The sequence below is a fragment of the Microbulbifer maximicatervae (SeqCode) genome, assembly GCF_052467325.1.
In genome coordinates this window covers 4,426,861-4,452,920 of sequence record NZ_CP174310.1, presented here as the reverse complement: position 1 = coordinate 4,452,920, position 26,060 = coordinate 4,426,861, and the positions used below count along the sequence as shown (strand labels likewise).

Genomic DNA, 26,060 nt, shown 5'->3' with positions numbered 1-26,060 from the left:
GGAGGGATGCCCCTCTACGTAAATATCCGAGCAAACGGATTAGCGCACCTGTGAGTATAGATATGGAGAGAGTGAGGAATCGGTGGGAGTTAAGGGGTGCACTATATGGCACCCCCAAGTGCTTTTTTATCGGAATACGGCTTTATCGCCTTCAACATCCGCACGGATTGTTGCTCCAGGGGAAAATTTACCGGCGAGAACATCTTGCGCCAGCGGGTTTTCCAGCCATACCTGAATAGCACGCTTTAATGGCCGTGCACCATAAACGGGATCGAACCCAACTTCTGCTAATTTATCCAACAGGCTTTCAGATACCTCTAATTTCAGGTCTCTCTCTGTCAGTCGGCGGCAAAGTTGTTGCAGCTGAATTTCGGCAATAGAGCGTACTTCTGCCTTATCCAGTGGATGGAAGACAACTACTTCGTCAATGCGATTTATGAACTCCGGCCTGAAATGGTTCCCCACCACTTCCATCACCGCACTTTTCATCTGTCGATAACGAATTTCAGCGTCCAGGTCGTCGCCATTTTCTGCGGTGGCGTATTTTTGAATTAAATCTGAGCCAAGGTTTGAAGTCATTACGACGACGGTATTACGGAAGTCCACCGTGCGCCCCTGGCCGTCGGTCAGGCGGCCATCATCAAGGACCTGTAAAAGAATATTGAATACATCGGGGTGCGCTTTCTCCACTTCATCTAATAGCACAACAGAATAGGGCTTTCTCCGCACCGCTTCAGTCAGGTATCCCCCTTCTTCATAACCTACATATCCGGGGGGGGCGCCAATCAGTCGGGCCACAGAGTGCTTCTCCATAAATTCCGACATGTCGATACGCACCATGGCGTCTTCTGTGTCAAACAAGAACTGAGCCAATGCCTTGCATAATTCCGTCTTACCCACACCGGTTGGGCCGAGGAATAAGAATGAGCCATTGGGTCGGTTGGGGTCAGCTAGTCCCGCCCTCGAGCGGCGTACGGCATTAGCAACCGCTTCCACCGCTTCCCCCTGTCCGATGACCCGCTTGTGCAACTCATCTTCCATTCGCAGTAGCTTTTCACGCTCACCTTCAAGCATCTTAGATACAGGAATACCCGTCCAGCGAGATACCACTTCAGCCACCTCTTCATCGGTCACCCGATTGCGCAGCAGGCGGGGTTCTTCAGAAGCTTCAGCGGTAGCAGCACTTTTAAGCTGTTGTTCAAGTTGTGGTATTACACCGTACTGTAATTCAGACATTCTATTGAGATCACCTGCACGCCGTGCAGACTCCATATCGAGCTTGGCCTGCTCGAGCTTTTCCTTGAGGTCGTGGCTGCCGGCAAGCTGTGCCTTCTCCGCCTTCCAAACCTCTTCAAGGTCGGAGTATTCCCTCTCCAGTTGTAGAATCTCTTCTTCCAGTTTCGACAGGCGTTTTTTAGTCGCCTCATCATCCGTATCCTTTTTAACCGCCTCTCGTTCAATCTTTAATTGAATTAAACGGCGCTCCAATTTATCCATGGATTCCGGTTTGGAATCGATCTCCATGCGTATCCGGCTGGCGGCTTCATCAATAAGATCAATCGCTTTATCTGGTAATTGACGGTCAGTGATATAACGCTGCGATAATTTTGTCGCGGCAATAATTGCAGAGTCGGTAATATCAACACCGTGATGTACTTCGTAGCGTTCTTTTAATCCGCGCAGAATCGCAACCGTATCCTCTTCAGTTGGTTCATCAACCAGCACTTTTTGGAAACGCCGCTCAAGCGCTGCATCTTTTTCAATATATTGCCGATACTCATCCAGAGTGGTTGCACCGACACAATGTAATTCCCCGCGGGCCAAAGCGGGCTTCAGCATATTTCCCGCATCCATGGCCCCCTCAGCTTTACCGGCACCCACCATCGTGTGGATCTCATCGATAAAGAGAATAATGCGACCTTCCTGTTTTGATAATTCGTTGAGTACTGCTTTTAACCGCTCTTCAAATTCTCCACGAAATTTTGCGCCCGCCAACAATGCCCCCAAATCCAGGGAAAGAAGACGTTTGTCCTTTAACCCTTCCGGCACTTCACCATTGACGATACGTTGAGCGAGCCCTTCAACAATGGCAGTTTTACCAACACCCGGCTCACCAATTAGTACAGGGTTATTCTTGGTACGCCGCTGTAAGACTTGAATCGTCCGCCGTATTTCATCATCGCGGCCGATCACCGGGTCAAGCTTGCCGGCCAGAGCCCTCTCGGTCAGGTCGAGAGTATATTTATCCAGCGCCTGGCGCGCTTCTTCCGCATTGGGGTCATCCACTTTTTCGTCGCCACGCACTTTTTGAATTGCCGCCTCTAATTGTTTAATGTCGCCGTTGGCATTTAGGATTTTGGAAATCTCTCCCGCCGCAGAGTCGAAAGCTGCCAGTAATACAGTTTCACTGGAAATAAAACTGTCACCATTTTGTTGGGCTCGCTTGTCCGTGAGATTCATTAAGCGCATTAATTCCTGGGACATCCCCACATCACCCGTGGGGGAAGTCACCCGCGGCAGGCTATCCAACCGCTTGGCAAGGTCATTGCGCAACCCGTTTAGGTTAAATCCCGCCTGTGACAGGAATGCGGGTACGCTTCCGTTGTTCTGGTTAAGCAGTGCCAGAATCAAGTGCTCGGGATAAATCTGGTTGTGGTCGCGCCCTACCGCCAGGGATTGCGCATCAGCAAATGCCGCCTGTAGCGGGTTTGTCATTCGGTCAATTCGCATGAACGAAACCTCTTTTACTCGATTTTTTCAGAAGCGCTGCAATAGTGGCACTAATTTGCCTTTTACATTCGCTATGGTACTGACAAGTAAAATAGGGGCGCAGGAAGGGTTTTCAATGATTTAAATCAATAGCGGCATTTATTCTATGCAAAGTGGTTTTGCGGCAAATCTATCTCTTATAATTTTTTACAGCCCAGTCAACGCCCAGCCTTGTAATTGCCCAAGCTGCCCCAATATTATCGAATGGCTTACACAGAAAAAATAAGCCATCTAGAAATTCAGTTCAGTCTTTATCCCGCCATATCAAAGTTGCCATACGACCGGTTTCAGACTCCCTGCGGTAGGAAAAAAACTTCTCAGGTTCTGACATTGTGCAGAGCCCCCCACCGTACACCTCGCCAATCCCCAGCTCTGCCAACTCCGCGCGAGCCAGGGCGTAGATATCTGTTAAAAAGTGCAGTGGTTTCTTAGTGTGTGGGCGGAAACAGCTAGCGATTTTTTCTGTGTGTCGACTGCTAATTGCATTTTCAAAGAATGCCTCGAGGACATCGATTCCGGTTTCAAAGGCCTCCGGACCAATCGCTGGACCCAACCAAACCATCAACTCCTCAGGATCACACTTCATCGCCCGTACGGTGTTGCGCAATATACCACCGGCCAATCCGCGCCACCCGGCATGGGCTGCTGCTACGCGGTTACCACTCTTATCGCTTAGCAAAACAGGCAAACAGTCTGCGGTTAGCACGGCACAGACAACACCTCTTTTCATACTAAAGCAGGCATCTGCGGTTCGAACTAAGGCGTCATCACTTGCCTCGACTACTTTGTCGCTATGGATCTGCTCCAGCCACTGCGGTTCTGAGGGCAACTCAAGCTCCTCCCTCAACTGTTGGCGATTGGCAGTAACAGCTGACTCCTTGTCCCCCACGTGAGCGGCCAGGTTAAAGGAGGAAAAATGGCCACAACTTTGGCCCCCAGTACGTAGCGTCGTCGCCGCCCTCACCCCTGCGGGTGCGGGCCAGTCGGGTATCAGGTAGTGGTTACTTGGCATTGAGATATCTTGCTTTGCGAAATTGTCCTTTCGAGAACCGGCGATAGGTGCCCAGGCGAATTTATAACCGGTACTTCAAGGCTCATCAGCGCGCAACTGATCGAGCAGTACTTGCATGTCAGCAGGCATTGGCGCACACCAATGCATGTCCTGTCCACTGGTGGGATGTACTAGCGCTAATTCAGCCGCATGCAGAGCCTGCCGAGGGAAGCTCTGGAGAGCTTCAACAAGGTCTGCCGAGGCCTCTGGAGGCAACTTTGGGCGGCCTCCGTAGAGTGGATCGCCCACGAGCGGGTGCCTGATATGGGCCATGTGTACCCGAATCTGATGAGTACGACCGGTTTCCAGCTTGCAGCGTAAGAGCGTGTAAGCGCTGTAACGCTCCTGTACACGATAATGAGTGATCGCCTCTTTGCCGCCAAAGTCCAAAACAGCCATCTTGAGACGATTTTGACGATGCCGACCGATGGGCGCATCAACACGACCCGCAGTGGTGATATATCCTTGGACCAGGGCATCATACTGTCGACTCACCGTTCTCTGCTTTAATTGATCCACTAGATGGGCCTGAGCGGTCAAAGTCTTAGCCACAACCATCAGGCCACTCGTGTCCTTATCCAGCCGGTGAACAATACCGGCTCGAGGTATCAGCTCCTGTGCTGGGTTGTGGTGGAGCAGGCCATTGAGCAGAGTGCCATCGGGGTTACCGGCAGCGGGGTGGACTACGAGGCCCGCAGGCTTATTGACCACCATCAGGCAGTCATCTTCGTACATAATGTCCAGGTCGAGGTCCTGGGCAGCCCAGCTACCCTGGGGTTCCAGCTCTGCGCAAAGCTGGATAAGCTCACCGCCAAAGAGCTTGTCCTTGGCCTTAGCTGGGGCGCCGTTCAGGGTAAGCTGACCGCCTTTGATCCACGATTGAAGGCGCGCGCGCGAAAAATCGGGAATTAATTCGGCTGCGGCCTGGTCTAACCGTCGACCAGCCATATTGGCAGGAACTTGGATATCTAGTTTTAGGTGTTCAATCATCAATCAATTGCAAATACTTTGGGCAGCTCCGCGACTGTGGTTAAATGTCCGACGCGCCAGGTTAATACTGGTGGGTAGTTTAATAAGGTAGAGTGTAAGAATGATAGAGCGAGGGGCTATGCAGACCTGGAAAATGCTGTGGCTGGCCTTGGTGTCCGCAATATTGGTTGCCTGCGCCAACACAGATGATTCGGAAGTGGGCTTGCCCACCGGTGCTCGTACAGAGCAGGCCTACTACGAGATGGCCCAGCGACAGCTGCGAACCAGCCAGTGGGATCTTGCGATCCGAAACCTGCGGGCTCTGGAGGATAACTTCCCGTTCGGCAACTATGCCGAGCAAGCTCAGCTCGAGCTGATCTATGCCTACTACCGCAACTATGAAAACGACGCTGCTATTGCCGCTGCGGACCGCTTTATCCGCCTGCACCCCCAGCACCGCAATGTCGACTATGCCTATTACATGAAAGGGCTATCTTCCTTCACCGAGGGCACAGGCCTGTTCGAGCGTTTCATGCCGACCGACTTGACCAGCCGCGATCCAGGCTCGGCGCGGGAGTCATTCGCTTATTTCTCTCAATTAATGGCTCGCTACCCTGAAAGCCGCTACGCTCCAGACGCGCAAAAGCGCATGATCCACTTGCGTAACCTGCTGGCCCGCTATGAAGTTCACGTGGCCAACTACTACTTTAAGCGCGGCGCCTACCTCGCAGCAGCCAATCGCGGCCGCTACATTGTGGAAAACTTCCAGCAGACACCCGCAATTCCTGATGCCCTGGCCGTTATGGTTCAAGGTTACCATTTGATGGAGATGCAAGATCTTGAGGCTAATGCCCTGGATGTGCTGCGCAATAACTATCCAAAGCACCCCGCTTTTAACGAAGACGGCACCTTCAACTACGACTTTTACAAAGGCCCGAGCGGCCGCAGTCTAGTGCACAGGGTCACCCTGGGCCTGTTTGAAAAATCTGATCCGAGGGGCTTTGACAGCCGGGAGCTCTATAACCCCGAATACAACCGGGACGAAACTCCTCTGCCTCCAGAGCTTCTGTAACTTATCAGTTTAAAATAGAAACGGCGCCATTCGGCGCCGTTTCTATTTTCAGGATAGCTAGTCACCCAGCTTCCAGCCATTGGTTATGGGATAACGGCGATCCCTTCCAAATCCGCGCTCAGAAATACGCACCCCGATGGCTGCCTGGCGCCTCTTGTACTCATTGCGCCCCACTAACCTGACCACACGCTCTACATCCTCTCTCTGGAAGCCACGCTGAATGATTTCCTCAGCGCTGTGGTCTTGATCGACATAGAGATTGAGAATTTGATCCAGGGTCTCATAAGGCGGAAGGCTGTCAGAATCCACCTGGTCCGGGGCCAGCTCAGCACTGGGCGGGCGAGTAATGACTGTTTCAGGAATCACCTCAGAAATTGTGTTGCGGTAACGGGCCAGCTCGAATACCAATACTTTGGGAACATCCTTCAGTGCATTGAACCCGCCTACCATATCCCCGTATAAGGTTGCATAACCAACGGCCATCTCACTCTTGTTACCAGTGGTCAGGACCATTGCGCCCTTTTTATTGGAGATGGCCATCAAAAGCACGCCACGAGAGCGGGCCTGCAGGTTCTCCTCAGTGGTATCCCTCTCACTGCCAGCAAATTCTTCAGCAAGAGCCCCCATAAACGAATCAAAGATGGGCTCGATACTAATTTCCCGATAGTGAACCCCCATTCTTTCCGCCTGATCGGCCGCATCGCCTTTACTCAGATCCGAGGTATAGCGAAACGGCATCATTACTGCCTCAACACGCTCTTTGCCCAGCGCATCGACCGCAACTGCCAATGTCAGAGCAGAGTCGATTCCACCCGACAACCCCAGCACAACGCCATTGAAACCATTCTTATTAACGTAGTCGCGCACCCCGAGTACCAGAGCTTGGTACACAGAAGCCAAATCGCCTTGAGGAGAAGCAATTTCCCCTGGGAGTACCGTCAAGTTCTCTCCCTGCAAAGATATGGAAGCTGGCAGCAACTGCTCTCCAAACTCCTCAGCCCTGGCACATACTTCTCCCTCGGCGTCAACAACAATTGAGCCGCCGTCAAAAACCAGCTCATCCTGACCACCGCACCAGTTCACATAGGCAATGGGGACCCCGGCATTCTTTGCCTGCCTAGAGACCAATTCCAGCCTCTGTTGAGCCTTGCCCCGATGGAAAGGTGATGCATTGATGTTGAGAATCAACTTGGCTCCAGCATCGACTGACTGCTTGATGGGCTCTGGAAACCAAATATCCTCACAAACACTTAGCCCTACCGGAACTCCTTTGATATCTACTACACAAGGGGTTTTACCCGGTTTGAAGTAACGCTTTTCATCAAATACCTGATAGTTAGGCAGCTTCTGTTTGGCATATTCTGCGATTAACTCTCCCTCAACTATGACTCCCGCCATATTGAACATAACGCCATCAAATAACTTGGGGTAACCCACAACAATGGCGCAGGGCAGATCTGCAGCTTTAAGCTGATCCAATGCCGTATCAATACGAATCTGCATACTGGGTCGCAACAACAAGTCTTCAGGAGAGTAGCCGCACAGGGTCAGCTCTGGAAAAAGTACCAAATCAGCACCCAGCTCCTGGTGCGCTCGGCGCGCAGCTTCTATCACCTGCTTGGTATTCCCGGGAATATCACCAACCAGGGAATTGATTTGTGCCAGCACTAACTGCAAAGTAGACATCGTTGAACCTCGGACAAGACAGGCCGCTATTGTAACCCTATCGGGGTAACAACAGCAGCGGCTCACCACTACAAGAATACCGGTCATCTACATTGAGCAGCTCCCAAACATCCCCCTTACAGCATCACGAACTCCTGCGGATTAGCGCAATCTACCGGGTTGCAATAGCCTTGGTTTTACTTGGGGTTTTTTTCTCAGATATTGGCGGGGGCTCGCTAGGTAAGCACTCACAAACGCTGTTCATATACACTACTGCAGCGTACGCCTCTCTGAATATAGGTTGGCTGCTCTTTTTACGCCAGAAAGCCTATCAAACTAATAGCGGCCAGGTCGGTATTATTTTGGGTTGCGACATCCTGGTTTTCTTATTATTGATTGAAGCCAGCGGCGGCCTGAACTCTGGCCTGGGTTACCTGCTGTTAATCAGCTGCTCTATCGGCGCCATTCTGCTAGATCGGCGTCTGAGTGCATTTTTTGCAGCAATGGCCAGCCTGGGGGTAATTACTCTCCAACTTTATCATCTATTATCTGGCTCTGGCTCTGGCTCTGGCTCTAGCCAAGAAATAGTTTCTGCTGGAGGACTTGGCTTACTGATGTTTGTAACAGTAAGCGCAATTCAGTATTTGTCAGAGCGTATACGAAAAGCCAACCTTCGCGCAGACCAGCAGAGCCGGCAAGCTGCACACCTCCATAGACTGGCACAACAAATTATTGAAAGAATGAGCACGGGTGTACTCGTTATGGGTGCATCCAGTAAGCCTGAGTTAATCAACAGGGCTGCCATTCGACTATTGGGAACCCAATTAACTTCTGAAGCCCCCCTTAACTCTGAGCTTCACCGTCAAATTCAAGCCTGGCGTCACCAAAATGGAAATACTAACGTTCTTATTCAAGCGGATAATAACGAAGAGCTGCAACTAAACTTTGCTCAGTTGCGCCATAAAAGTGGCAATAGCACACTAATTTTTGTTGAGGACAACAGAAAGCTCACGGAAGCAGCACAAAAGCTGAAACTTGCATCATTAGGACACTTAACTGCATCTATTGCTCATGAAGTGCGCAACCCACTCTCTGCAATCAATCATGCTGCACAACTCTTGTCTGAATCTAATCAGCTCAAAGATGAGGATAGACACTTAATTGATATTATTTGTCGGCAGAGCAGCCGAGTAAATCAAATTATCGAAAATGTTATGCAATTATCCAGGCGGCGCGCAAATTCACGGGAAGAGCATAACCTGCGTGACTGGCTCCAACAGTTTTTCATTGACTTCGACACAGGTAGTTCCCCAAAAAGTAAAATTGAATTGGTCTTTTCTGAGAAATTTATTCCGGCTAATTTTGACTCTGCTCAATTATCTCAGGTTGTTACCAACCTCACAGACAATGCCCTGCGCCACTCAGAAATAGAAACCGGACAGCGCTATGCAACCATCCATGCCTACTACAATAATGAAAAGGGGCATTCCATATTGGATATTAAGGATAATGGCAGTGGTATCCCTCCTGAGCTGAAAAATCAGGTATTTGAGCCATTTTTTACTACTGATAAGGCAGGAAGTGGCCTCGGATTATATATTGCTCGAGAATTGTGCGAGGCCAACAGAGTCAGTTTGTTTCATTGCCAAAGTGATGACAATAAAAGCTGTTTCCGTCTGGAGTTTGCGCATTCTATGGAAGTGACCTGATCTAAGTCAGGACATTTCTCTGTAACTAAATCATTATTTACTAGAAATTTCTGACATAATCATGTTTCATGCCTTTTGGCATAAAGTGAACAAAACTAGAAAAGAAAGAATAACGATGCGCCCACTGGCACTAGTTGTCGATGATGAACCGGATATTTGTAATCTACTTAGTCTCACCCTTCAAAGGATGGACGTTGATTGCCACACTGCTGCTACTCTCTCAGAGGCTAAAAGCGCTCTCGACCGAAATACCTATAACTTTTGTCTAACTGATTTACGTCTACCTGATGGAGATGGACTACAGCTAGTTGAATATATTCAAGGATGCACAGAAATTGAGCTACCTATCGCTGTTATAACAGCTCACGGGAATATGGATACTGCAATCAAAGCACTCAAACTGGGGGCTTTTGATTTTGTGAGTAAACCGGTAGATCTTGATCGATTACGTAATTTGGCACAGCTCGCTCTGCGTTTGGATAGCAACCAGGCACCACAGCAAAGCAATCCCCAGAAGGATCTCATACTTGGCGAAGCAGATAATATTCATAAACTTCGCCAACAAATCAGTAAGGTCGCGCGTAGTGACGCGCCTGTCTATATCAGTGGTGAGTCAGGTGCGGGTAAAGAGCTTGCTGCCCGCTCTATTCACTTACAAAGTGCCAGAGCTGAACAGCCCTTTATTGCTATTAACTGTGGCGCAATACCCTCTGAACTAATGGAAAGTGAGTTCTTTGGGCACCAAAAGGGAAGTTTTACCGGTGCGCACAAAGATCATAAAGGCCTTCTGCAAAGCGCGGAGGGCGGTACCCTTTTTCTAGATGAAGTAGCAGACCTTCCTCTGGAAATGCAAGTAAAGCTTCTCAGAGCAATTCAAGAAAAATCCATACGACCAATTGGCTCTAACAAAGAAATATCAATAGATACACGTATTCTAAGTGCGACCCACAAGGACTTAAGCGAAGAAGTAATAGGCGGACGTTTCCGAAACGATCTTTATTATCGTATAAATGTTATCGAGATCACTGTCCCCCCTCTTCGTGACAGGACCGAAGATATCCCTCTCCTAACTGACGTCATTATGCAACGTATAGCCTCTAGCGCAGGGCTTACCCCTCCAGCCTTATCACATGAAGCTATAATTGCTTTGCAAAATTATTCCTTCCCAGGAAATGTCAGACAACTTGAGAACATTCTTGAGAGAGCTTTCACTTTATCTGATCAAAACATAATTCGAGAGGAAGACCTCTTACTTGAATGTAACAATAGGCAAGAAAACTCTTTAGATAAAAAGCACAGTGTTGCTCTACCTCAGACAGAAAAAGCCGCCAGCACAGAAAACTTCAACGCAAACAAGAGCGATTCACTAGACGAATTCCTACAAAGAATAGAAAAAGAAGTTATTGAAGAAACCTTAGTTAAAACACGATGGAATCGCACTGCTGCAGCCCAAAAGCTTGGCATCAGCTTTCGTTCTCTTAGGTATAGATTAAAAAAACTTGGACTTGAAAATTAGATTCATCGCGGTTAGGACTATCGTACCGTAATTTAATGTAGTTGGAATATGTAATCCAGGTAGTATTCTAGTGCAAATTCAAATCGAAGGAGTTTGCACAATGAAACGCCTTGCTGGATTTACCCTCATAGAATTAATCATTTGCATAATGACTATTGCTGTATTAACAGCTATAGCCCTACCCTCTTTTAACGACTTTTTTAAACGCTATAAAAATAAAGTTAAACAGAGAGAGCTTTTTGAACTACTTATACTTATGCGTAACAGAGCACTGAATGAGAAGCGCAATTTCACACTTTGCCCAAAGAAAAGATTAGCTGATGAGTGCTCCAGTGACTGGTCAGATGGAGCTTTATTATTTGCCGACGAAAACGGTAATGGCAAACTGGATCCAGAAGATCAAATCATCAGATATTTAGGTCAAGCTGAAAAGGGAGCTTCTCTTAGCTGGAATGCATTTAATAATAAGGGATTCCTGATTTATAAGCCAACAGGAACCACTCCTTCTCAAAGTGGAAACTTCTCTTTCTGCCCCGAGAGTGGCGAGGCAGAGTATGGATGGATTATCATTCTTAATGCTATTGGAAGACCCTATTATGCAAAAGATAAAGATGGGAATAACATTGTAGAAAATGGTAGTGGAGATGAATTAACCTGTCAGTAAAAGGTTTTAGTTACAAACAGAACTCCAACACAAATCATCCGGATCAGCGAAGGCTCCGTCATCCCCTCTATCCCAAGCGCGAACACCACTAGAGCGGAGCTCAATTACCCCATCACCAGCTTGAGTATTTTTGGGTGTGGCCCGAATGGTGTAGGAAGAATCATCGGCGCTCTCAATGGTCAAATCATACGTTTTATTACTACTATCGAGAGGAGCTTCTGTAGAAAAAATAGAAGGAGATCCAGTATCTGCTCCCCCATCTGCAGCTCCAGTATAAGAACCGTTCTGCGTAAAATGCTGCTCCATTGCTTGCGCCATACTCATTAATGCTCCTTGAGCGTCAGCGCGCTGAGAAGTAACTATATGATTTTGGTATGCGGGCCAAGCCAGTCCAGCAATAATACCAATAATTGCTACCACCACCATTAACTCAATTAAAGTAAATCCACTATAATTTTTCATTTTCATATATTTTCATACCTGGAATGGCCCGGCAAAGCCGGGCGCTATATGTTAACCACATGCCATTAATTTGGTGTAATTTCCTCCCATGAGAGACGACCGGCTCTATCTCCATCACCAAAATCCACCTCTCGCTCATGCACCTCACCATCACTGGTACCGGTATACTGCTTAGTACCCAAGAAGCCTGATTCGTTTGGACTACTTTCGGAGAGCATTTCACCTACATAACCATAATCATCTTCATCAATTACACCGTCATTATTTGCATCGAAAACAGAATCCTCTGGAGCCAAGCCAGTCCAAACATCCACCGACATCAACCAACCATAGCCCCCGGCAGCGCAAACTTGTCCTGTAGGGATCAGGGTATTAAAAAATAAAACATAGTTCTGTAGTTCTGGTCGAGTAATAACACGCTCACCTCCATCCTGACTTGCTGTACTACCCTCTTGCAAAGGCATATACCAACCCGATTTATCACTCCAGGTAAACTCTGATCCCGATACAGTCCTCAGAGTTGTAGTACTTCCATCATCCAAGGTAAGAACCTCAGATGTCAGCGTGCGTTCTTCCAAGTTATCTGTATCTAAATTAAATACGTCATTATCAGATACAACGTAAAATCCACCTGGGTCAGTATCACTAGTATCTGAGTCTACTAAGTATTGACCTGTACCGAATGCTACTAATAAATTAGGGGAAGCGCCGGAAGAGTTATCTGTATTTCTTGCAACGAGAGGAGCACCAGTAATTGCTTCCCCTGAAACTGAAAAAAGTGGCGATGGAGAAGTAGTTGACGAAGCAACATCCCAGCTTCCTGTCGCTGAGACATCAAATGCCCACATATTTCCTTTTAAGTCTCCAGCATAAATACGGTCTATAGTACCATCCAGGTCGGAGTCGACAATCGCTGGTGTTGACATCCCATTTTTATCATCGGTGTCGGCGGTCCCTGTTGAAATATAGACATGGGAATTACCACTACCATCCTCACCATCCAGATATACGATAAACAGGCCAGCATCACCCGTTGAACTATTATATCCATTTCCAAATATCGCAGCCCATTCACCATTTGACATACGACCAACCTGAGGTCGACTAAAGCTATAACCTAGGTTGCTATTGTCTGAATCTGTAAATTCCCACAAAACGATATTGGCAGCATTCGCCTCGGTAAAATCTGAGGGGTTAGTGATGTTCAGTGCATAATACCCTTTACCGCCGCCACCTAAGCCGCCCACAAGGACTGTTTCCCAGCTTCCATCAATATATGCGTCGGAAGTTGTAGGAGTCCCATCAACATAATATTTATGGGTATAGTACTGAGAACTTAATGCATGTAAGCCTTCATCCGCACTAGTGCTTAATAAGGCAGCAGGGGAATACGCAATTAATTCTTTACCTGCGTCAGTTCCACTTACATTCGCATTAAAACCATGTAAAAAGCCATCATTCGCCCCCACATAAACAACTGGTGTACGGCTACTGTTAGAACTAACAAAGCTATCATAGGTGGAAGCTTCACTGAATTCAGCTTCGCCCCAAGAAGAACTGGGTGCACCCACATATACCGGAGTCGAACTTACAATATCACCAAGGCGGCTTTCTCGAACGCGGAAATCACCTGTCCCAGTTCCTTCGTCAGTTTGATCCCCCCTAAGATAGTCAATACGATCTGAGGCACCACCATCATCGACCCCCGCGTTGGATTGGATGTCAAGATTTAGATCGTCAGCATGATCTGTTCCCGAAGTACCCAGCCCAGACGCAGTGAAAGCTACTCCAACACCACCACTGTAGGAGAGCATCACTCTATTACCGGTGCTAATAGAAGCTAGCTCCGTGCTAGCCTGCCATGAGGAAGTAGAAGCAATATTTCCTTCATCATCGAGTGCCCAAACCTCTAGATCTCCCGACCAGGCGCTGCTATCAAAACTTGCAGAAAATATTGCTGAATTAGCTTCCAGTGAAGAAGTATTAAACGATACTGAACTTGAGCTACCAACAATAGACTGCACATTATTAATAATAGTATTAAAAGTGGTTTGGAGTTGATCAGCATTACTTGCCGTATACACACCACCGCCGCCTAATTCTCCAGCATTTTTCATCAGGTCAGTATCTGATAAACCATCTTCAGCAAAACCAATGATGTAACTGGTAATATTATTAACGACCTCTTCACCATCTGTTTTTGTTAAATCCGGGCGCAAGTCAATATCGTACAGGGCCTTAACAACATCATCCATTTCATCATCGGTGCAACCTCCGGTATTTGAGGAACAACTACCGTCATCGTAGCCCTGCAAATGACTGCTTATACTATCATCCCGAGTTGGTTCCCCATCTGTTAGGGCCACCATAAAGCTATTTTGACAGTAGTATTGGATAGCACCTCCATCAACTGTATCATCCGGTTCACTAACACCATTCCAATCCAAAATAGTGCTAGTACTGCCTCCTGAAGTCTCTCCCGCGAAAATTTCCTCCCCAGCTACCTCTTCTTCACTGCCATCTGCATCGGTATAGGTAAGGTTATTTTCTTCATAGCCAGTAATAAAATACCGACCTACACCAGCAAAGCTCTCTGCGAGCGGGGTATTTCCACTTGCATCAATATCTTCAATAATATCGAGGATGCTGTCACGATTATCATCCGTGAGACTCTCCAGCCCGAAGAGTAATCTAGCTCCGTTCCTACTGTTAAATTGCATCAAACCAACGCGCACATCATCCAGCCCAGTTACCAACTCTTGGGCAGCACTGATCATGATATCGGTTCGGCGTATATCTACTTTGGAACGAGCCGCATCACCATCATCATCTGTGAACTCATCCGCCTCGTAGCCACCACTGCTATTTTCCTTGGAAAAAAACCAGTTCAGGAAATGCCCAGTAACACTCTCCCTATAATTACTCGAATCTTCACCTGTAGAATAATAACTGCTGCCAGAGTCGTCTGCAGCATAGAGCCAAGCCGTATAATCCTCATCTTCATCAAAACAGTTATTACTGCTATTCCAAGTAAACCAGCTAGTATCATCATTGTTATCAGTATCAACTAATTTGATAGTTACACTACCGTCTGAGCTGTCGACCCGATATTCCACCTCATCATAAGTGCCCGTATAGCTACAGGTGCCGCCACCACCATGGCCATGACCACCGCCACCGCAAGAATCTGTATAGGTATATTGCATAGACATTGGGCTGCTGCAGCTAGACCCTGCTGCATCAGAAGTATCATATCCATCCGCAGGCAAAACCATTGCTTCCATTGATCCTGAAGAGTCCAATACAAACATCAAATTAGGTTCTGCAGAGCCGCGAGAATAAAGAGGAACGTCGGACAATTCTCCCGGAGCAGAGAAAGCCTCGTTACTAACACAAACCAGAAGCAGCGCAGCGGTGATTGGTTTTAGTGGAAAGCGGACTATATTTAACGGTGAAAAATTCATTTTTTTACTCTTTTATATTTCTTTACCATAGAGAGTGATAATGATTCTCTCAGTACCACCAATCCCTACTCCACGAGAAACAATTTTAAATACTCGAACCTCTGAGCTATCGCTGTCCGTAGAACCAGCACTAAGGTCTACATTCGTGACATCGGTGTCATCTTCAGTAAGTCCTGCAAGTTCGATAAACATACGACCAGTTAGAGCTTCACCATCAGCACCTTCCATAGCTACTGTTTGCTCAACTGAATTGGTGTCAGTCCAAGTATCTTCATTAAATAAATCATCTGGACCATCACCTGCAGTACGCCGCCATCCCGTTGTTCCAAAGTCATCCAGGTCAGTTAGTGTCTCTATATACTCTTCACCTTGGCGTGCAACAGACTCCGCCACCTCGAGAGCCACTTTGGCATCACGGGAAGCAAAGGTCATACGCTCACTCATCAGAACACTTCTAGCTCCTGAAATACCAATTAGGGTTAATATCAATAAAATAATCAGGCTAACCATTAACACAGCGCCATCTTGCGATCTGAATGTCCTCATCACATATCACCTCGATTACGCACTTTTACCGTAGCAACATACAATTTTCTAATTCGTCCGTCCGTATATTCAGTTTCACTACCATCGAGCCGGCTTATAGTTTGACTATTTACACTCGCATCGTTATCGCTAGCCACCAATAATTCCAATTTAATAGCCACAACTTCTGACATATCATCAAGGTCTGTACTAGCACTCTGCCAGGTGTCAATTATTCCACTTCCTGTAGTATCCCGACCGTAAGAAACCTGCATATCCTCTATACCGGGAACTAATTCTTGGACAGAATCATTCTCATCATTAACGAATAAAGAATTGGTCCCAGTTGTATTCTCTGCAATAAAATAGGTTTTTTGATATGGTTGAAAAATTGCTGAATCAGCTCCATACGTTTCCGTAAGAGTATCACTTAAATTTTGAACCCAATCGCTATCGACACTTCCATCTTCATGCTCTAACGTCCTATCACCATCTCCAACAGCGCCAGTAATATTTGTAATGGTAAAGACATCGCCGTTAATACAAGTGGAGACCAAGACAATATCACCAGCTTCCACAGGGCAATTTGAACTTACGATTAAGTCTCCACTACTTGGCTCTAACATACGGCCTGACCCACCACAGGCATCAACAACACCTCCAAGGATCAACACATCACTATCATCGATAACAGCCATTGAATTTATTGTTGTACTACTTGCATTATCAATTCCCTGAATCCCATCAGAGCCTATAGAGGTTAAGAATGCATCTGTAGTATCAAGTCTATTCTCAATGCTATCCTGATCGGGAGCACACCCCCAATAATCGGCAAGTCGTATTTCCCTACTCAATAAATCAACCGCGAATCGACCATTCTCCTGTACTCGAGAGAACCCTTCCTGCATACGAAAAGTATCACTATTACTTTGAAATATTTGTAATACGCCAAGTAAAAGCAGGGAGCCCAATAAAATACCTATCATTAATTCAACTAATGAGAGACCTTTCTGATTACCATAAGCTCGCATTGTTAAAGCTCCACTATCATCTCAAAAGTGGCATTATCTAGGCCACCATCTACACTGCCGTAATTCTCTCCCGTATGTTGCTCACTCCAGGATATGGTTACCGTAACTTCCCCTGAATTACGTTCGATAGTTCCTGTAGCCGACGGTAAATTTGAGGATAAGATTAATTCCCATTCATAGAGATCTAACTCTGCCAACTCACTTACGGAACATGCACTACTGCAGCTTGGTGTTGAACTGCTATCACTACCACCTGAGCCACCATCACTCGATGAACCACCAACGCTCCCATCATATTCACCATCTGAAGCACCGGTAGGATTAGCACGCATTCTTTCAATAATTTCCTGCGCTGCAAGTGCTGCCATATAGCGGTGATGTGAGCCATTCCCATTTTTTAGGCTCATCACTTGAGTTGCCGCCAACCCCAAAAGCCCAACCGCCAGGATCAAAACCGATACGAGCACCTCAATTAGAGTTGCTCCTTTTTGCTTGAACATTAAAATTATCCTCTTTTCACCCAGCACCTCTACGGGCAATCTATATCTCTATTTAATCGTAAAGCTCCTGATACAAGAACCTCCAATTGACGACCATAATCCCCCGTACGGCTATCACAAAGCTCTAAAGTCAAAGTAGCTCCAAGGCTTATTTCTCCCTGCGAACCATAGCTAAATGTCAGATCAGCTACTGCGGTGCCAGAGATATCAGCCGAAATAGTAATATCGGAATACTCAACCTGGAGTATTCTCAACTCTTCTCCAGCAGAGTAAGAATCATCTCCATCATCATCAACCCAGACAACAATTCCATTATCAATATTGTTATCAATTACACCTATTCCCACATCACCTCCCCTACGTACAGCTTCAGATCGGGCATATTGGAGAGTGCTATTTAAATCGTTTGTCACCGCTGACAAACGATTACTTTCAAGTAATGAATTAAAAGAGGGAAGTCCAATCACCAATACTATCGCCAGGATCGTGATTGTGGCCATTAACTCAATCAGGGTTGCCCCTATGATATTTTTAAATTTTTTCATAACTGCTACCTTAAAGAACCGACAAGCATTTAAATGTGCCGCTAATCATAGGTCTATAAGTCTCTCTATATCTAATTCATTTAGCTATTTGGTATAAATTTCATACACAAAGAAATTCCCACCTCGAAACTTCATAAACAATGTGCAAACAAAATGGAAGTCCGGCACTTTGTTTCTTTATTACCGTATATATACCAGTTTACAGGGAGCAGGTAAGCGATAGGGTCGATGGTTTTGCCGCTTGCCGACAAACGGATTGGGAGGAGCGATAAGTGGGCTAGTCAGATTGGCGAAGGGCGGTAGAGCTGCTGATTAACGCAGCTCTTTAGGTAGGGAGAATCGTATATTCTCAGCCCTTCCATCCATTTCTTCAGGAAGGCTTGCACCAAGTTGTTGCAGTCGGCTAATCACTCCTTGTACCAGGACTTCCGGTGCTGACGCTCCCGCTGTGATCCCTATAGCCGCCTTACCCTGGAGCCAATCCGCATCGATATCATCTGCACCATCGATCAATTTGGCAGCAGCACCACAGCGTTCAGCGAGTTCACGCAGGCGATTAGAGTTAGAACTATTCGGGCTACCAACAACAAGGACCAGGTCACTTTCCAGAGCCAGCTGCTTTACAGCATCCTGGCGATTCTGGGTCGCGTAACAGATATCATCTTTTCGCGGCCCACGGATTTCAGGGAAACGCACTCTCAGGGCATCAATTACTCGAGCGGTATCATCCATGGATAGTGTTGTTTGGGTAACATAGGCGAGATTACTCTCGTCTTTAACAGTTAACTTCGCAACATCCTCTTCGTCTTCAACCAGGTAAATGGCACCGCCAGCAGAGTTGTCATACTGCCCCATTGTGCCCTCCACTTCCGGGTGCCCAGCGTGGCCGATAAGTATGCACTCAGCACCGTCGGTGCTGAACTTACTCACTTCAATATGCACCTTGGTAACCAGCGGGCAAGTAGCATCGAATACACGCAGGCCGCGCTCTCCAGCTTCGCGCTGCACAGCTTTTGAAACACCGTGAGCACTGAAGATAACGATAACATCATCGGGCACTTCATCGAGTTCATCGACAAAGACTGCACCGCGCTCTTTCAGGCTCTCCACCACAAACTTATTATGCACCACTTCATGGCGGACATAGATCGGCGCACCAAATACATCCAGGGCGCGATTCACAATATCAATTGCCCGGTCAACACCGGCACAAAAGCCCCGGGGGTTAGCCATTCGGATTTGCATGTCTACTTCAGTACCCTACTTGCTACAAAGAGGGAACCCGACCCTATTGGATCGAATCCACCGCAATAATTTTCACATGGAAATTTAAGGTTTGACCGGCCAATGGATGATTAAAGTCGACGGTAACATCGTCCTCACCAATCTCACTGATTACTCCGGGGAGTTCGCCGCTGCCATTGTCAAAAGAGACTACCAATCCGCGCTCCAGCTCCATATCGGGAGAAAAGGTATCCCGGCGCACCTTTTGCAGGTTTTCCGGGTTGCGCTGACCAAATCCTATCTCCGGCGGTATCTCGATCTCGGCTTCATCCCCCGCTTTTAAACCAAAAAGCGCTTTTTCAAAGCCCGGCAGCAAACTGCCATCGCCAACACTGAAAGAGGCTGGGTCACCTTTGAAGGTTGAATCCACCTCAGTGCCATCGTCCAATTTCAGGCTAAAGTGCAGTGTCACCCGGCAGTGTTCACCGATAACGGCATTACTCATAGTTCGTTAGACTTCCACGTTATTTTTTGCTTTGCCACTTTCTTTTTCTGCAAAAAAAAGTAGCTCAATAACCAGCATTGCAGCGCCGATACTAATTCCCATATCCGCAACATTGAATACCGGGAAGTGCCAGTTGCCGTAATAGACCGAAATAAAATCCCTTACGTAACCCAGCAGCACTCGATCCCAAAGGTTGCCCAAGGCCCCCCCCAGAATTAGCGCCAGGGCACAGGGTTCCCAGCGCTTTGTTGTCGGCAGGCGCCATAGCCAAACACTGACAACAACGCTAAATACAAAGGCAATAATTCCGAAAAACCACCGCTGCCATCCCCCAGCATCAGACAGGAAGCTAAAGGCAGCACCGTAGTTTTCGGCATAAGTAAATTGCAGCAAGCCGGGAATAATTTGCATTGAAGGGCCGTGCATAAACATATCCACGGCCCAGACTTTGCTGGCGATATCGAGGACAACCACCACCAGCGCCAGCCAGTACCAGCGCCATGGATGCCCCCAAACAGGGTTGGAACTAGGCATAGTGCCTCACTTCTCCTTCACCAGAAACGTTTTCCACGCAGCGCTCACAAATGTCTGGATACTCTGCTGATACACCCACATCGGCACGGTAATGCCAACAGCGCGCACACTTGGGGTGATCCACTTTGCTTATGCTGACTTTCAATCCTTCCAGCTCTGTGGATTCTGCACCGGCAGCATCGCTGAGTGGCTGTACAGAAGTGGAGGAGCAAATCAAAACAAAGCGCAACTCGTCTTCGAGCTCCAAGAGCTTTTCGCGCAGGTCATCCTCGGCGAACAGAGTCACCGCCGCTTGCAGGGAGCCGCCAATAGCACCAGCTCCACGCTGCTCTTCAAGCACCTTGTTTACCGCAGTTTTTACTTCGGCGATGGCAGCCCAATAGTCCGCACCTTTAACCGAGTCTGCTGGCAGCTTCGGCAGCGAATACCACTCTTCAATAAAGATGCTGTCCGCTTTGGCTCCGGGAATAAACTGCCATAGTTCTTCTGCGGTAAAGCTCAGGATAGGCGCAATCCAGCGAACAAATGCCTGAACAATATGATAGAGGGCAGTTTGCGCAGAGCGGCGTGCAGTACTGTCCTCTTTGGTGGTGTACTGGCGATCTTTGATGATATCCAGGTAGAAGCCACCCATTTCCACGACACAGAAGTTATGTAACTTCTGATAGATCTGGTGGAACTGGTAGTTATCGTAAGCCTCGATAATTTCATCCTGTAGACGCGCAGCCTTATCCAGCGCCCAGCGATCCAGCGCCAGAAGTTCACTTTCCGGCAATAAATCTTTTTCCGGGTCAAACCCAGCCAGGTTGGACAGGAAGAAACGAGCCGTATTGCGCAAGCGACGGTAAGAGTCCGCTGTGCGTTTCAGGATCTCATCGGAAACCGCCATTTCACCACTGAAGTCTGTGGCGGAAACCCAAAGGCGCAATACATCTGCACCCAACTTGTTGATTACATCCAGTGGTGCAACGGTATTGCCGATGGACTTGGACATTTTCCGTCCCTGTGCATCTACCGTGAAACCGTGAGTCAACACTTGCTTATAAGGGGCACAATCGTTGATAGCGATGGAGGTCTTCAGTGAAGACTGGAACCAGCCTCGGTGCTGATCAGAGCCCTCAAGGTACAGATCTGCCGGGAAACGCAGGCCGTTGCGGCGCTCCAGTACGGCGTAATGAGTCACACCTGAATCGAACCAGACATCCAGGGTGTCGGTAACCTTTTGATATTGGCCTGCCTCATCTCCCAGAAGCTCCTGCGGGTCCAAGTCAAACCAAACGTCCATACCCTCGGCGTCGACCTTTTCAGCCACTTTGTCCATCAAAGCGGGAGTGTCCGGGTGGATTTCATGGGTCTCTTTGTGAACAAACAAAGCGATGGGCACGCCCCAGGTACGCTGGCGGGAAATACACCAATCCGGGCTGCCGTCGAGCATGGCATCGATACGAGCCTTGCCCCAACCGGGGATCCACTGAACTTCATCCGCTGCCTTCTGTGCATTCTCCAGAAGGTCATTCTGCTGCATGCTCACAAACCACTGCGGAGTTGCGCGGTAAATAAGCGGCGTCTTGGTGCGCCAGCAGTGAGGGTAGCTGTGCTCCATCTTACCCTGGTGCAAAAGTACTCCGCGCTCCTGTAACAGGGCCACGATTTTGTCGTCCACCTTGTAGACGTGTTCACCGGCAAACAGCGGTACCATATCGCGGTATACGCCATTGTCATCGATATAGTTCAGGGTATCGATGCCGTAGCGCTTGCCCACCTGGAAGTCATCGGGACCATGGTCCGGCGCAGTGTGTACACAGCCTGTACCTGCATCAGTGGTGACATGGTCGCCGAGGATCATCGGCAATTGCTTCTCGTAGAAAGGATGGTTTAGCTTCAGGTGCTCCAAGGCGGCACCGCGAATACGGCCTACCACTTCACCTTCGAGCCCCGCCTTCTCCAATACGGCATCCTTGAGTGCTTCGGCAACGAGCAATCGGCGCTCAGCCGTTTGCACCACAACATATTCCAGCTCAGCATTGACAGAAACCGCTTGGCTGGAAGGAAGCGTCCAGGGGGTTGTGGTCCAGATAACAACGGATAGGGGGCCTTCACCCGCGTGTCCACCTGCCGCATCGGCGATAGCCAGGGATGTCTCTTCCGTCGCCGGATAGCAAACGTAAATGGAGTAGGAGGTTTTATCCTGATACTCCACTTCTGCTTCCGCCAGAGCTGATCCGCCCACAACGCTCCAGTACACAGGCTTGAAACCCCGTGCCAAATGGCCATTTTTGACCACTTGCCCAAGCGCTCGGATGATATCGCCTTCAAATTGGAAATCCATGGTGCGGTAGGGATTGTCCCATTCACCGAACACCCCCAGGCGAATAAAGTCTTTCTTCTGTCCGTCCACCTGCTTGGCTGCGTATTCGCGGCACTTCTGGCGGAAAGTTTTGTGATCCACCTTTGCGCCAGCCTTGCCAATCTTTTTCTCGACGCGGTGCTCAATCGGCAGGCCGTGGCAGTCCCAGCCAGGCACATAGGGAGCGTCAAAACCGCTCAGGGTTTTCGACTTGATAATAATATCTTTGAGAATCTTGTTGACCGAGTGACCTATGTGAATATCCCCGTTGGCATAGGGAGGACCGTCGTGCAGGATAAACTGCTCGCGCCCCGCCCGCGCTTCGCGGATTTTTTCGTAGAGCTTGGTTTCCTGCCACTTCTTTAAAATAGCCGGCTCGCGCTGGGGCAGATTGCCGCGCATAGGAAAGTCGGTCTCAGGCAGGTTTAAGGTCACTTTATAATCAGTCATTGGATGTCTACTTCAGCTCTAGTAGAGAATAATTCATCGTCTATACACCGGTTAGTGTCCCTTGGGGTTTTGCACAAACCAGTCTTTAGCATCGTCAATATCCTGAGCGATGCGGGCTTTGAGGATTTCCAGGGAGGCAAACTTCTCTTCATTGCGAAGTTTGTGGCAAAACTCTACCGCTAGTTCTTTCCCGTAGAGGTTGCCATCAAAATCAAACAAGTTGACTTCCAGTAGTGGCCGGGCGCCCTCTCCCTCAACTGTCGGGCGAAACCCCACATTGGCAACACCGTCAATTTCCGGCCGCCCAGCTGCGAGCTCACTTCCATTCGCGGCTTTGGTGCGAACGGTGTAAACGCCAACCAGCGGGGAGCGGTAGCGGTGCAAACGCACATTGGCTGTGGGAGCACCCAGTTGCCGGCCCAAGGCGCGGCCGGGGGCAACCCGCCCGGTAATACTGTAAGGGCGCCCGAGTAAGGCCTCGGCCAACTCAAATTCGCCCCGCTGCAAGGCTTCGCGGATGCGGGTGCTGCTCACCCGGGCTCCGCGAACCTCAAGCGTAGCCGTGTCTTCCACCGTGAATCCATTTTCGGCTCCGGCGCCCTGGAGAAGTCGATAATCGCCACTGCGATCACAGCCGAAACGGAAATCGTCTCCCACCACCAAATGGCGGATTCCAAGGCCGTCCACCAGAATACGGCGCACAAAAGCATCGGCACTCAGGTTGCGCAGTTTCTCGTTAAACTGCAGGCACAGCACCCGGTCGGCACCAGCATCAAATAGCGCCAATACCTTCTCTTTAAAGCGCATCAGACGCGCGGGCGCCCTTTCCCCAGAGAAGAACTCATGTGGCTGGGGCTCAAAGATAATCGCCACCGAGGGCAGATCATGTTCCTGCGCGCGCTGCTTGAGCTGCGCAATAATCGCCTGGTGACCGAGGTGTACACCATCGAACGAGCCGATTGTCGCCACGCTTCCCCGGTGGCGGGGGCGCAGGTTGTGCAACCCGCGAATTAGTTCGCGCTCCTGGGCCAAAGCGATTTTCCCATCCTCATAAAATCGAGCCGCACAGTATAGCGGATTCCCACTGGGCGGCCAGAGGCCATATTTATCCAGATATGCCCACTTAAAAAACTAACTTGTGGCGCGGAAGTGGCGGGGGCGCAATCCTGAAACCAGTAAAACGGACAGATAGGTCGCTCCCCCCGCAGCTACGATCAGCCCCATACGCCAGGCGCGGTCATACCAGGCCCATTCACTCCACTGTGACCACAGGTGCAGGGCCCCGAGCAAAATCGCAACCATCGCCAAATTCGCCAGAAGCAACCTTACCAGGTAAGTGCCCCACCCAGCCTCAGGTTTATAGACATCATCTCGACGCAGGCCTTTATAGAGGAGCCAGGCGTTAATAGCGGCCTGACAAGCCGTAGCCAGCGCCAGACCCATATGGCCGAGCTTGAAGTAGTAGTTAAGCGGTATCACAAACAGCAGGCTCAACACCATTTTGGCCGAGATAGCGATTAAGCCAAAGCGCACTGGGGTGTAGGTATCCTGGCGGGCAAAATAGCCCGGCGCCAGCACTTTAATCAGCATAAACGCCAACAACCCCATGGCATAAGCGCGCAGGGACCAGGCGGCCATTTGCATATCGCGCGGCTGCATCTGCCCATACTGAAAAAGGGTTGTCAGGAGCGGCTCAGCCAGTACCACCAAGGCTACAGAAGCGGGCAGGGAAATTAGCGTGACACTGCGCAAAGCCCAGTCGAGGGTATGACGGAACCGGCGGGGGTCTCCGTCAGTGTGCTGGCGCGACAAGCTCGGCAGAATCACCGTTGCCACCGCAACCCCAAACACTCCCAGAGGCAGCTCGGTGAGGCGGTCGGAAAAATAGAGCCAGGAAACACTGCCGCTGGGCAGGAATGAAGCCAGCAGAGTGTCCATCACCAGGCTGATCTGGGTCACTGACACACCAAAAATCGCCGGCGCCATCAGGCGTAAAATTTTACGCACTCCTTTGTGCTGCCAATCCCACTTAGGGCTAGGCAGCAAACCTTCACGAGCGAGAAAAGGCAGTTGAAACAGCAGCTGCACCACCCCCGCAACAAAAACGCCCCAAGCCAGCGCCATAATTTGCGGATCAAACCAGCTGGTAGCAACAGTCGCCGCAGCAATCAAAACCAGGTTGAGCATCACCGGGGTTAGCGCCGGAATCGCAAAACGATCGAAAGTATTGAGTATTGCCCCGGTAAATCCCGCCAGGGAAATCAGCATTAAATAGGGAAAGGTGATCTGCAACATATCGGTAGCGAGATCGAACTTCTCACGCTCACTGCCGTCCCACCACCAACCAAAAGCAAAAATACCCGTTACTAGTGGAGCGCAGAGAACACCAAACAGAGTAACCAACAAAAGTACGCCACCAAGAGCGCCCGCAACCCGGTCATTTAACTCTCGCGCAGCCGCTTTACCGCCCTTTTGGCGGTATTCGGCCAGTACCGGTACAAAGGCCTGGGCAAATGCCCCTTCGGCAAATAGACGGCGAAAAAAGTTGGGAATCTTGAATGCGACAAAAAAGGCATCGGCAGCATCGCCCGCACCGGCAAAGCGGGCCAGCGCCACGTCGCGAACCAGCCCGGCCACTCGCGACAGCATAGTGGCAGCACCGACAACGGAACTGCCCCGCAGCAATCTGGAAGCACCAGATTTTTCGACTGCCTGTTCCTGAGCTGGGGATGACTGCGACAAAACTCGGACTCCTGGCGAAAGTTGAAACTTGTTGGCCGGCAAGTCTACCCCAAAACCTGGGAATATATGGGCTCCTCTACAGAGCTGAGGCCCTGCGACTGCGGGACCGCGAGCCTATACTAAGAGCGAGCTAGTCGCGCCACCCATGGAGCTGGTGGTGCGGGGAGAGAAGGGATGACCATTAGTGCTTTGAGTATTGCCCTGGTTCTGGCAATTGTGCGGTACATAGCAGCTGTTGATGGCCCCAGCCCCGTCTGTCCATCCACCCCCTGCTATAACTGCGGTCGCCCAGCCCCTTCCAGCTTCTGAGCTGGGT

At 49.1% G+C, this 26,060-nt stretch carries 20 protein-coding genes; 4 read left to right on the top strand and 16 right to left on the bottom strand.

Annotated elements, in window-relative coordinates; all coding sequences use genetic code 11:
* Positions 1-126 precede the first annotated feature (126 nt).
* From clpB to rluD, 3 genes are all read right to left on the bottom strand, one after another.
* Positions 127-2,730, bottom strand: coding sequence for an ATP-dependent chaperone ClpB (gene clpB / locus ACJJIE_RS19930; protein WP_282934348.1), 2,604 nt, complete (start codon positions 2,728-2,730; stop codon positions 127-129).
* Positions 2,731-3,013: 283 nt separating this feature from the next.
* Positions 3,014-3,781, bottom strand: coding sequence for a peptidoglycan editing factor PgeF (gene pgeF, locus ACJJIE_RS19925; RefSeq protein ID WP_444892744.1), 768 nt, complete (start codon positions 3,779-3,781; stop codon positions 3,014-3,016).
* Positions 3,782-3,856: 75 nt separating this feature from the next.
* Positions 3,857-4,810 (bottom strand): 23S rRNA pseudouridine(1911/1915/1917) synthase RluD, encoded by a 954-nt coding sequence (gene rluD / locus ACJJIE_RS19920; protein ID WP_444892743.1) that lies wholly within the window; start codon positions 4,808-4,810, stop codon positions 3,857-3,859.
* A 100-nt stretch (positions 4,811-4,910) separates the two neighbouring features.
* Here rluD and ACJJIE_RS19915 point away from each other — a divergent pair, with 100 nt between their 5' ends.
* Positions 4,911-5,861 carry an outer membrane protein assembly factor BamD gene (locus ACJJIE_RS19915; RefSeq protein ID WP_282934351.1) on the top strand — a complete coding sequence of 317 codons (951 nt, stop codon included), beginning with the start codon at positions 4,911-4,913 and terminating at the stop codon, positions 5,859-5,861.
* Positions 5,862-5,918: 57 nt separating this feature from the next.
* Here the strand turns inward: ACJJIE_RS19915 and ACJJIE_RS19910 are convergent, their stop codons facing one another.
* Positions 5,919-7,547 carry an NAD+ synthase gene (locus ACJJIE_RS19910; protein ID WP_282934352.1) on the bottom strand — a complete coding sequence of 543 codons (1,629 nt, stop codon included), beginning with the start codon at positions 7,545-7,547 and terminating at the stop codon, positions 5,919-5,921.
* Positions 7,548-7,639: 92 nt separating this feature from the next.
* Here ACJJIE_RS19910 and ACJJIE_RS19905 point away from each other — a divergent pair, with 92 nt between their 5' ends.
* From ACJJIE_RS19905 to ACJJIE_RS19895, 3 genes are all read left to right on the top strand, one after another.
* Positions 7,640-9,235 carry a sensor histidine kinase gene (locus ACJJIE_RS19905; protein ID WP_444892742.1) on the top strand — a complete coding sequence of 532 codons (1,596 nt, stop codon included), beginning with the start codon at positions 7,640-7,642 and terminating at the stop codon, positions 9,233-9,235.
* A gap of 115 nt (positions 9,236-9,350) precedes the next feature.
* The gene (locus ACJJIE_RS19900) at positions 9,351-10,751 is read left to right on the top strand and encodes a sigma-54-dependent transcriptional regulator (RefSeq protein ID WP_444892741.1); all 1,401 of its coding nucleotides are present in this window, start codon (positions 9,351-9,353) and stop codon (positions 10,749-10,751) included.
* Between the two features lie 100 nt (positions 10,752-10,851).
* Positions 10,852-11,415 carry a GspH/FimT family pseudopilin gene (locus tag ACJJIE_RS19895; protein ID WP_444892740.1) on the top strand — a complete coding sequence of 188 codons (564 nt, stop codon included), beginning with the start codon at positions 10,852-10,854 and terminating at the stop codon, positions 11,413-11,415.
* 6 nt (positions 11,416-11,421) lie between these two features.
* Here the strand turns inward: ACJJIE_RS19895 and ACJJIE_RS19890 are convergent, their stop codons facing one another.
* The 12 genes from ACJJIE_RS19890 to murJ all read right to left on the bottom strand — a co-directional run bounded on the left by ACJJIE_RS19890 (position 11,422) and on the right by murJ (position 25,744).
* Positions 11,422-11,883, bottom strand: a complete 462-nt coding sequence (locus ACJJIE_RS19890; RefSeq protein ID WP_444892739.1) for a type IV pilin protein — start codon at positions 11,881-11,883, stop codon at positions 11,422-11,424.
* 59 nt (positions 11,884-11,942) lie between these two features.
* Positions 11,943-15,341 carry a PilC/PilY family type IV pilus protein gene (locus ACJJIE_RS19885; RefSeq protein WP_444892738.1) on the bottom strand — a complete coding sequence of 1,133 codons (3,399 nt, stop codon included), beginning with the start codon at positions 15,339-15,341 and terminating at the stop codon, positions 11,943-11,945.
* Between the two features lie 12 nt (positions 15,342-15,353).
* On the bottom strand, positions 15,354-15,887 hold the full coding sequence (locus ACJJIE_RS19880) for a pilus assembly PilX family protein (protein WP_444892737.1): 534 nt from the start codon (positions 15,885-15,887) through the stop codon (positions 15,354-15,356).
* Positions 15,887-16,897 (bottom strand): PilW family protein, encoded by a 1,011-nt coding sequence (locus ACJJIE_RS19875; RefSeq protein WP_444892736.1) that lies wholly within the window; start codon positions 16,895-16,897, stop codon positions 15,887-15,889. Before ACJJIE_RS19875 ends, ACJJIE_RS19880 begins: the two co-directional genes overlap by 1 nt.
* 2 nt (positions 16,898-16,899) lie before the next feature.
* Positions 16,900-17,397, bottom strand: a complete 498-nt coding sequence (gene pilV, locus ACJJIE_RS19870) for a type IV pilus modification protein PilV (RefSeq protein WP_444892735.1) — start codon at positions 17,395-17,397, stop codon at positions 16,900-16,902.
* 29 nt (positions 17,398-17,426) lie between these two features.
* Positions 17,427-17,942, bottom strand: coding sequence for a GspH/FimT family pseudopilin (locus tag ACJJIE_RS19865; protein ID WP_444892734.1), 516 nt, complete (start codon positions 17,940-17,942; stop codon positions 17,427-17,429).
* A 312-nt stretch (positions 17,943-18,254) separates the two neighbouring features.
* Positions 18,255-19,187: a 4-hydroxy-3-methylbut-2-enyl diphosphate reductase gene (gene ispH, locus ACJJIE_RS19860; RefSeq protein ID WP_444892733.1), complete on the bottom strand. Its 933-nt coding sequence runs from the start codon at positions 19,185-19,187 to the stop codon at positions 18,255-18,257.
* Between the two features lie 43 nt (positions 19,188-19,230).
* Complete coding sequence (locus ACJJIE_RS19855; RefSeq protein WP_282934364.1) at positions 19,231-19,671, bottom strand: FKBP-type peptidyl-prolyl cis-trans isomerase; 441 nt, start codon at positions 19,669-19,671, stop codon at positions 19,231-19,233.
* 6 nt (positions 19,672-19,677) lie between these two features.
* Positions 19,678-20,205 carry a signal peptidase II gene (gene lspA, locus ACJJIE_RS19850; protein WP_444892732.1) on the bottom strand — a complete coding sequence of 176 codons (528 nt, stop codon included), beginning with the start codon at positions 20,203-20,205 and terminating at the stop codon, positions 19,678-19,680.
* Complete coding sequence (gene ileS / locus ACJJIE_RS19845; protein ID WP_444892731.1) at positions 20,198-23,002, bottom strand: isoleucine--tRNA ligase; 2,805 nt, start codon at positions 23,000-23,002, stop codon at positions 20,198-20,200. Before ileS ends, lspA begins: the two co-directional genes overlap by 8 nt.
* Positions 23,003-23,053: 51 nt before the next feature.
* A complete protein-coding gene (ribF, locus tag ACJJIE_RS19840; protein ID WP_413664303.1) occupies positions 23,054-24,034 on the bottom strand; it encodes a bifunctional riboflavin kinase/FAD synthetase in 981 nt (326 codons plus the stop codon).
* Between the two features lie 99 nt (positions 24,035-24,133).
* Entirely contained in the window at positions 24,134-25,744 is a 1,611-nt protein-coding gene (murJ, locus tag ACJJIE_RS19835; RefSeq protein WP_108731696.1) for a murein biosynthesis integral membrane protein MurJ, read from the bottom strand.
* Between the last annotated feature and the right edge of the window lie 316 nt (positions 25,745-26,060).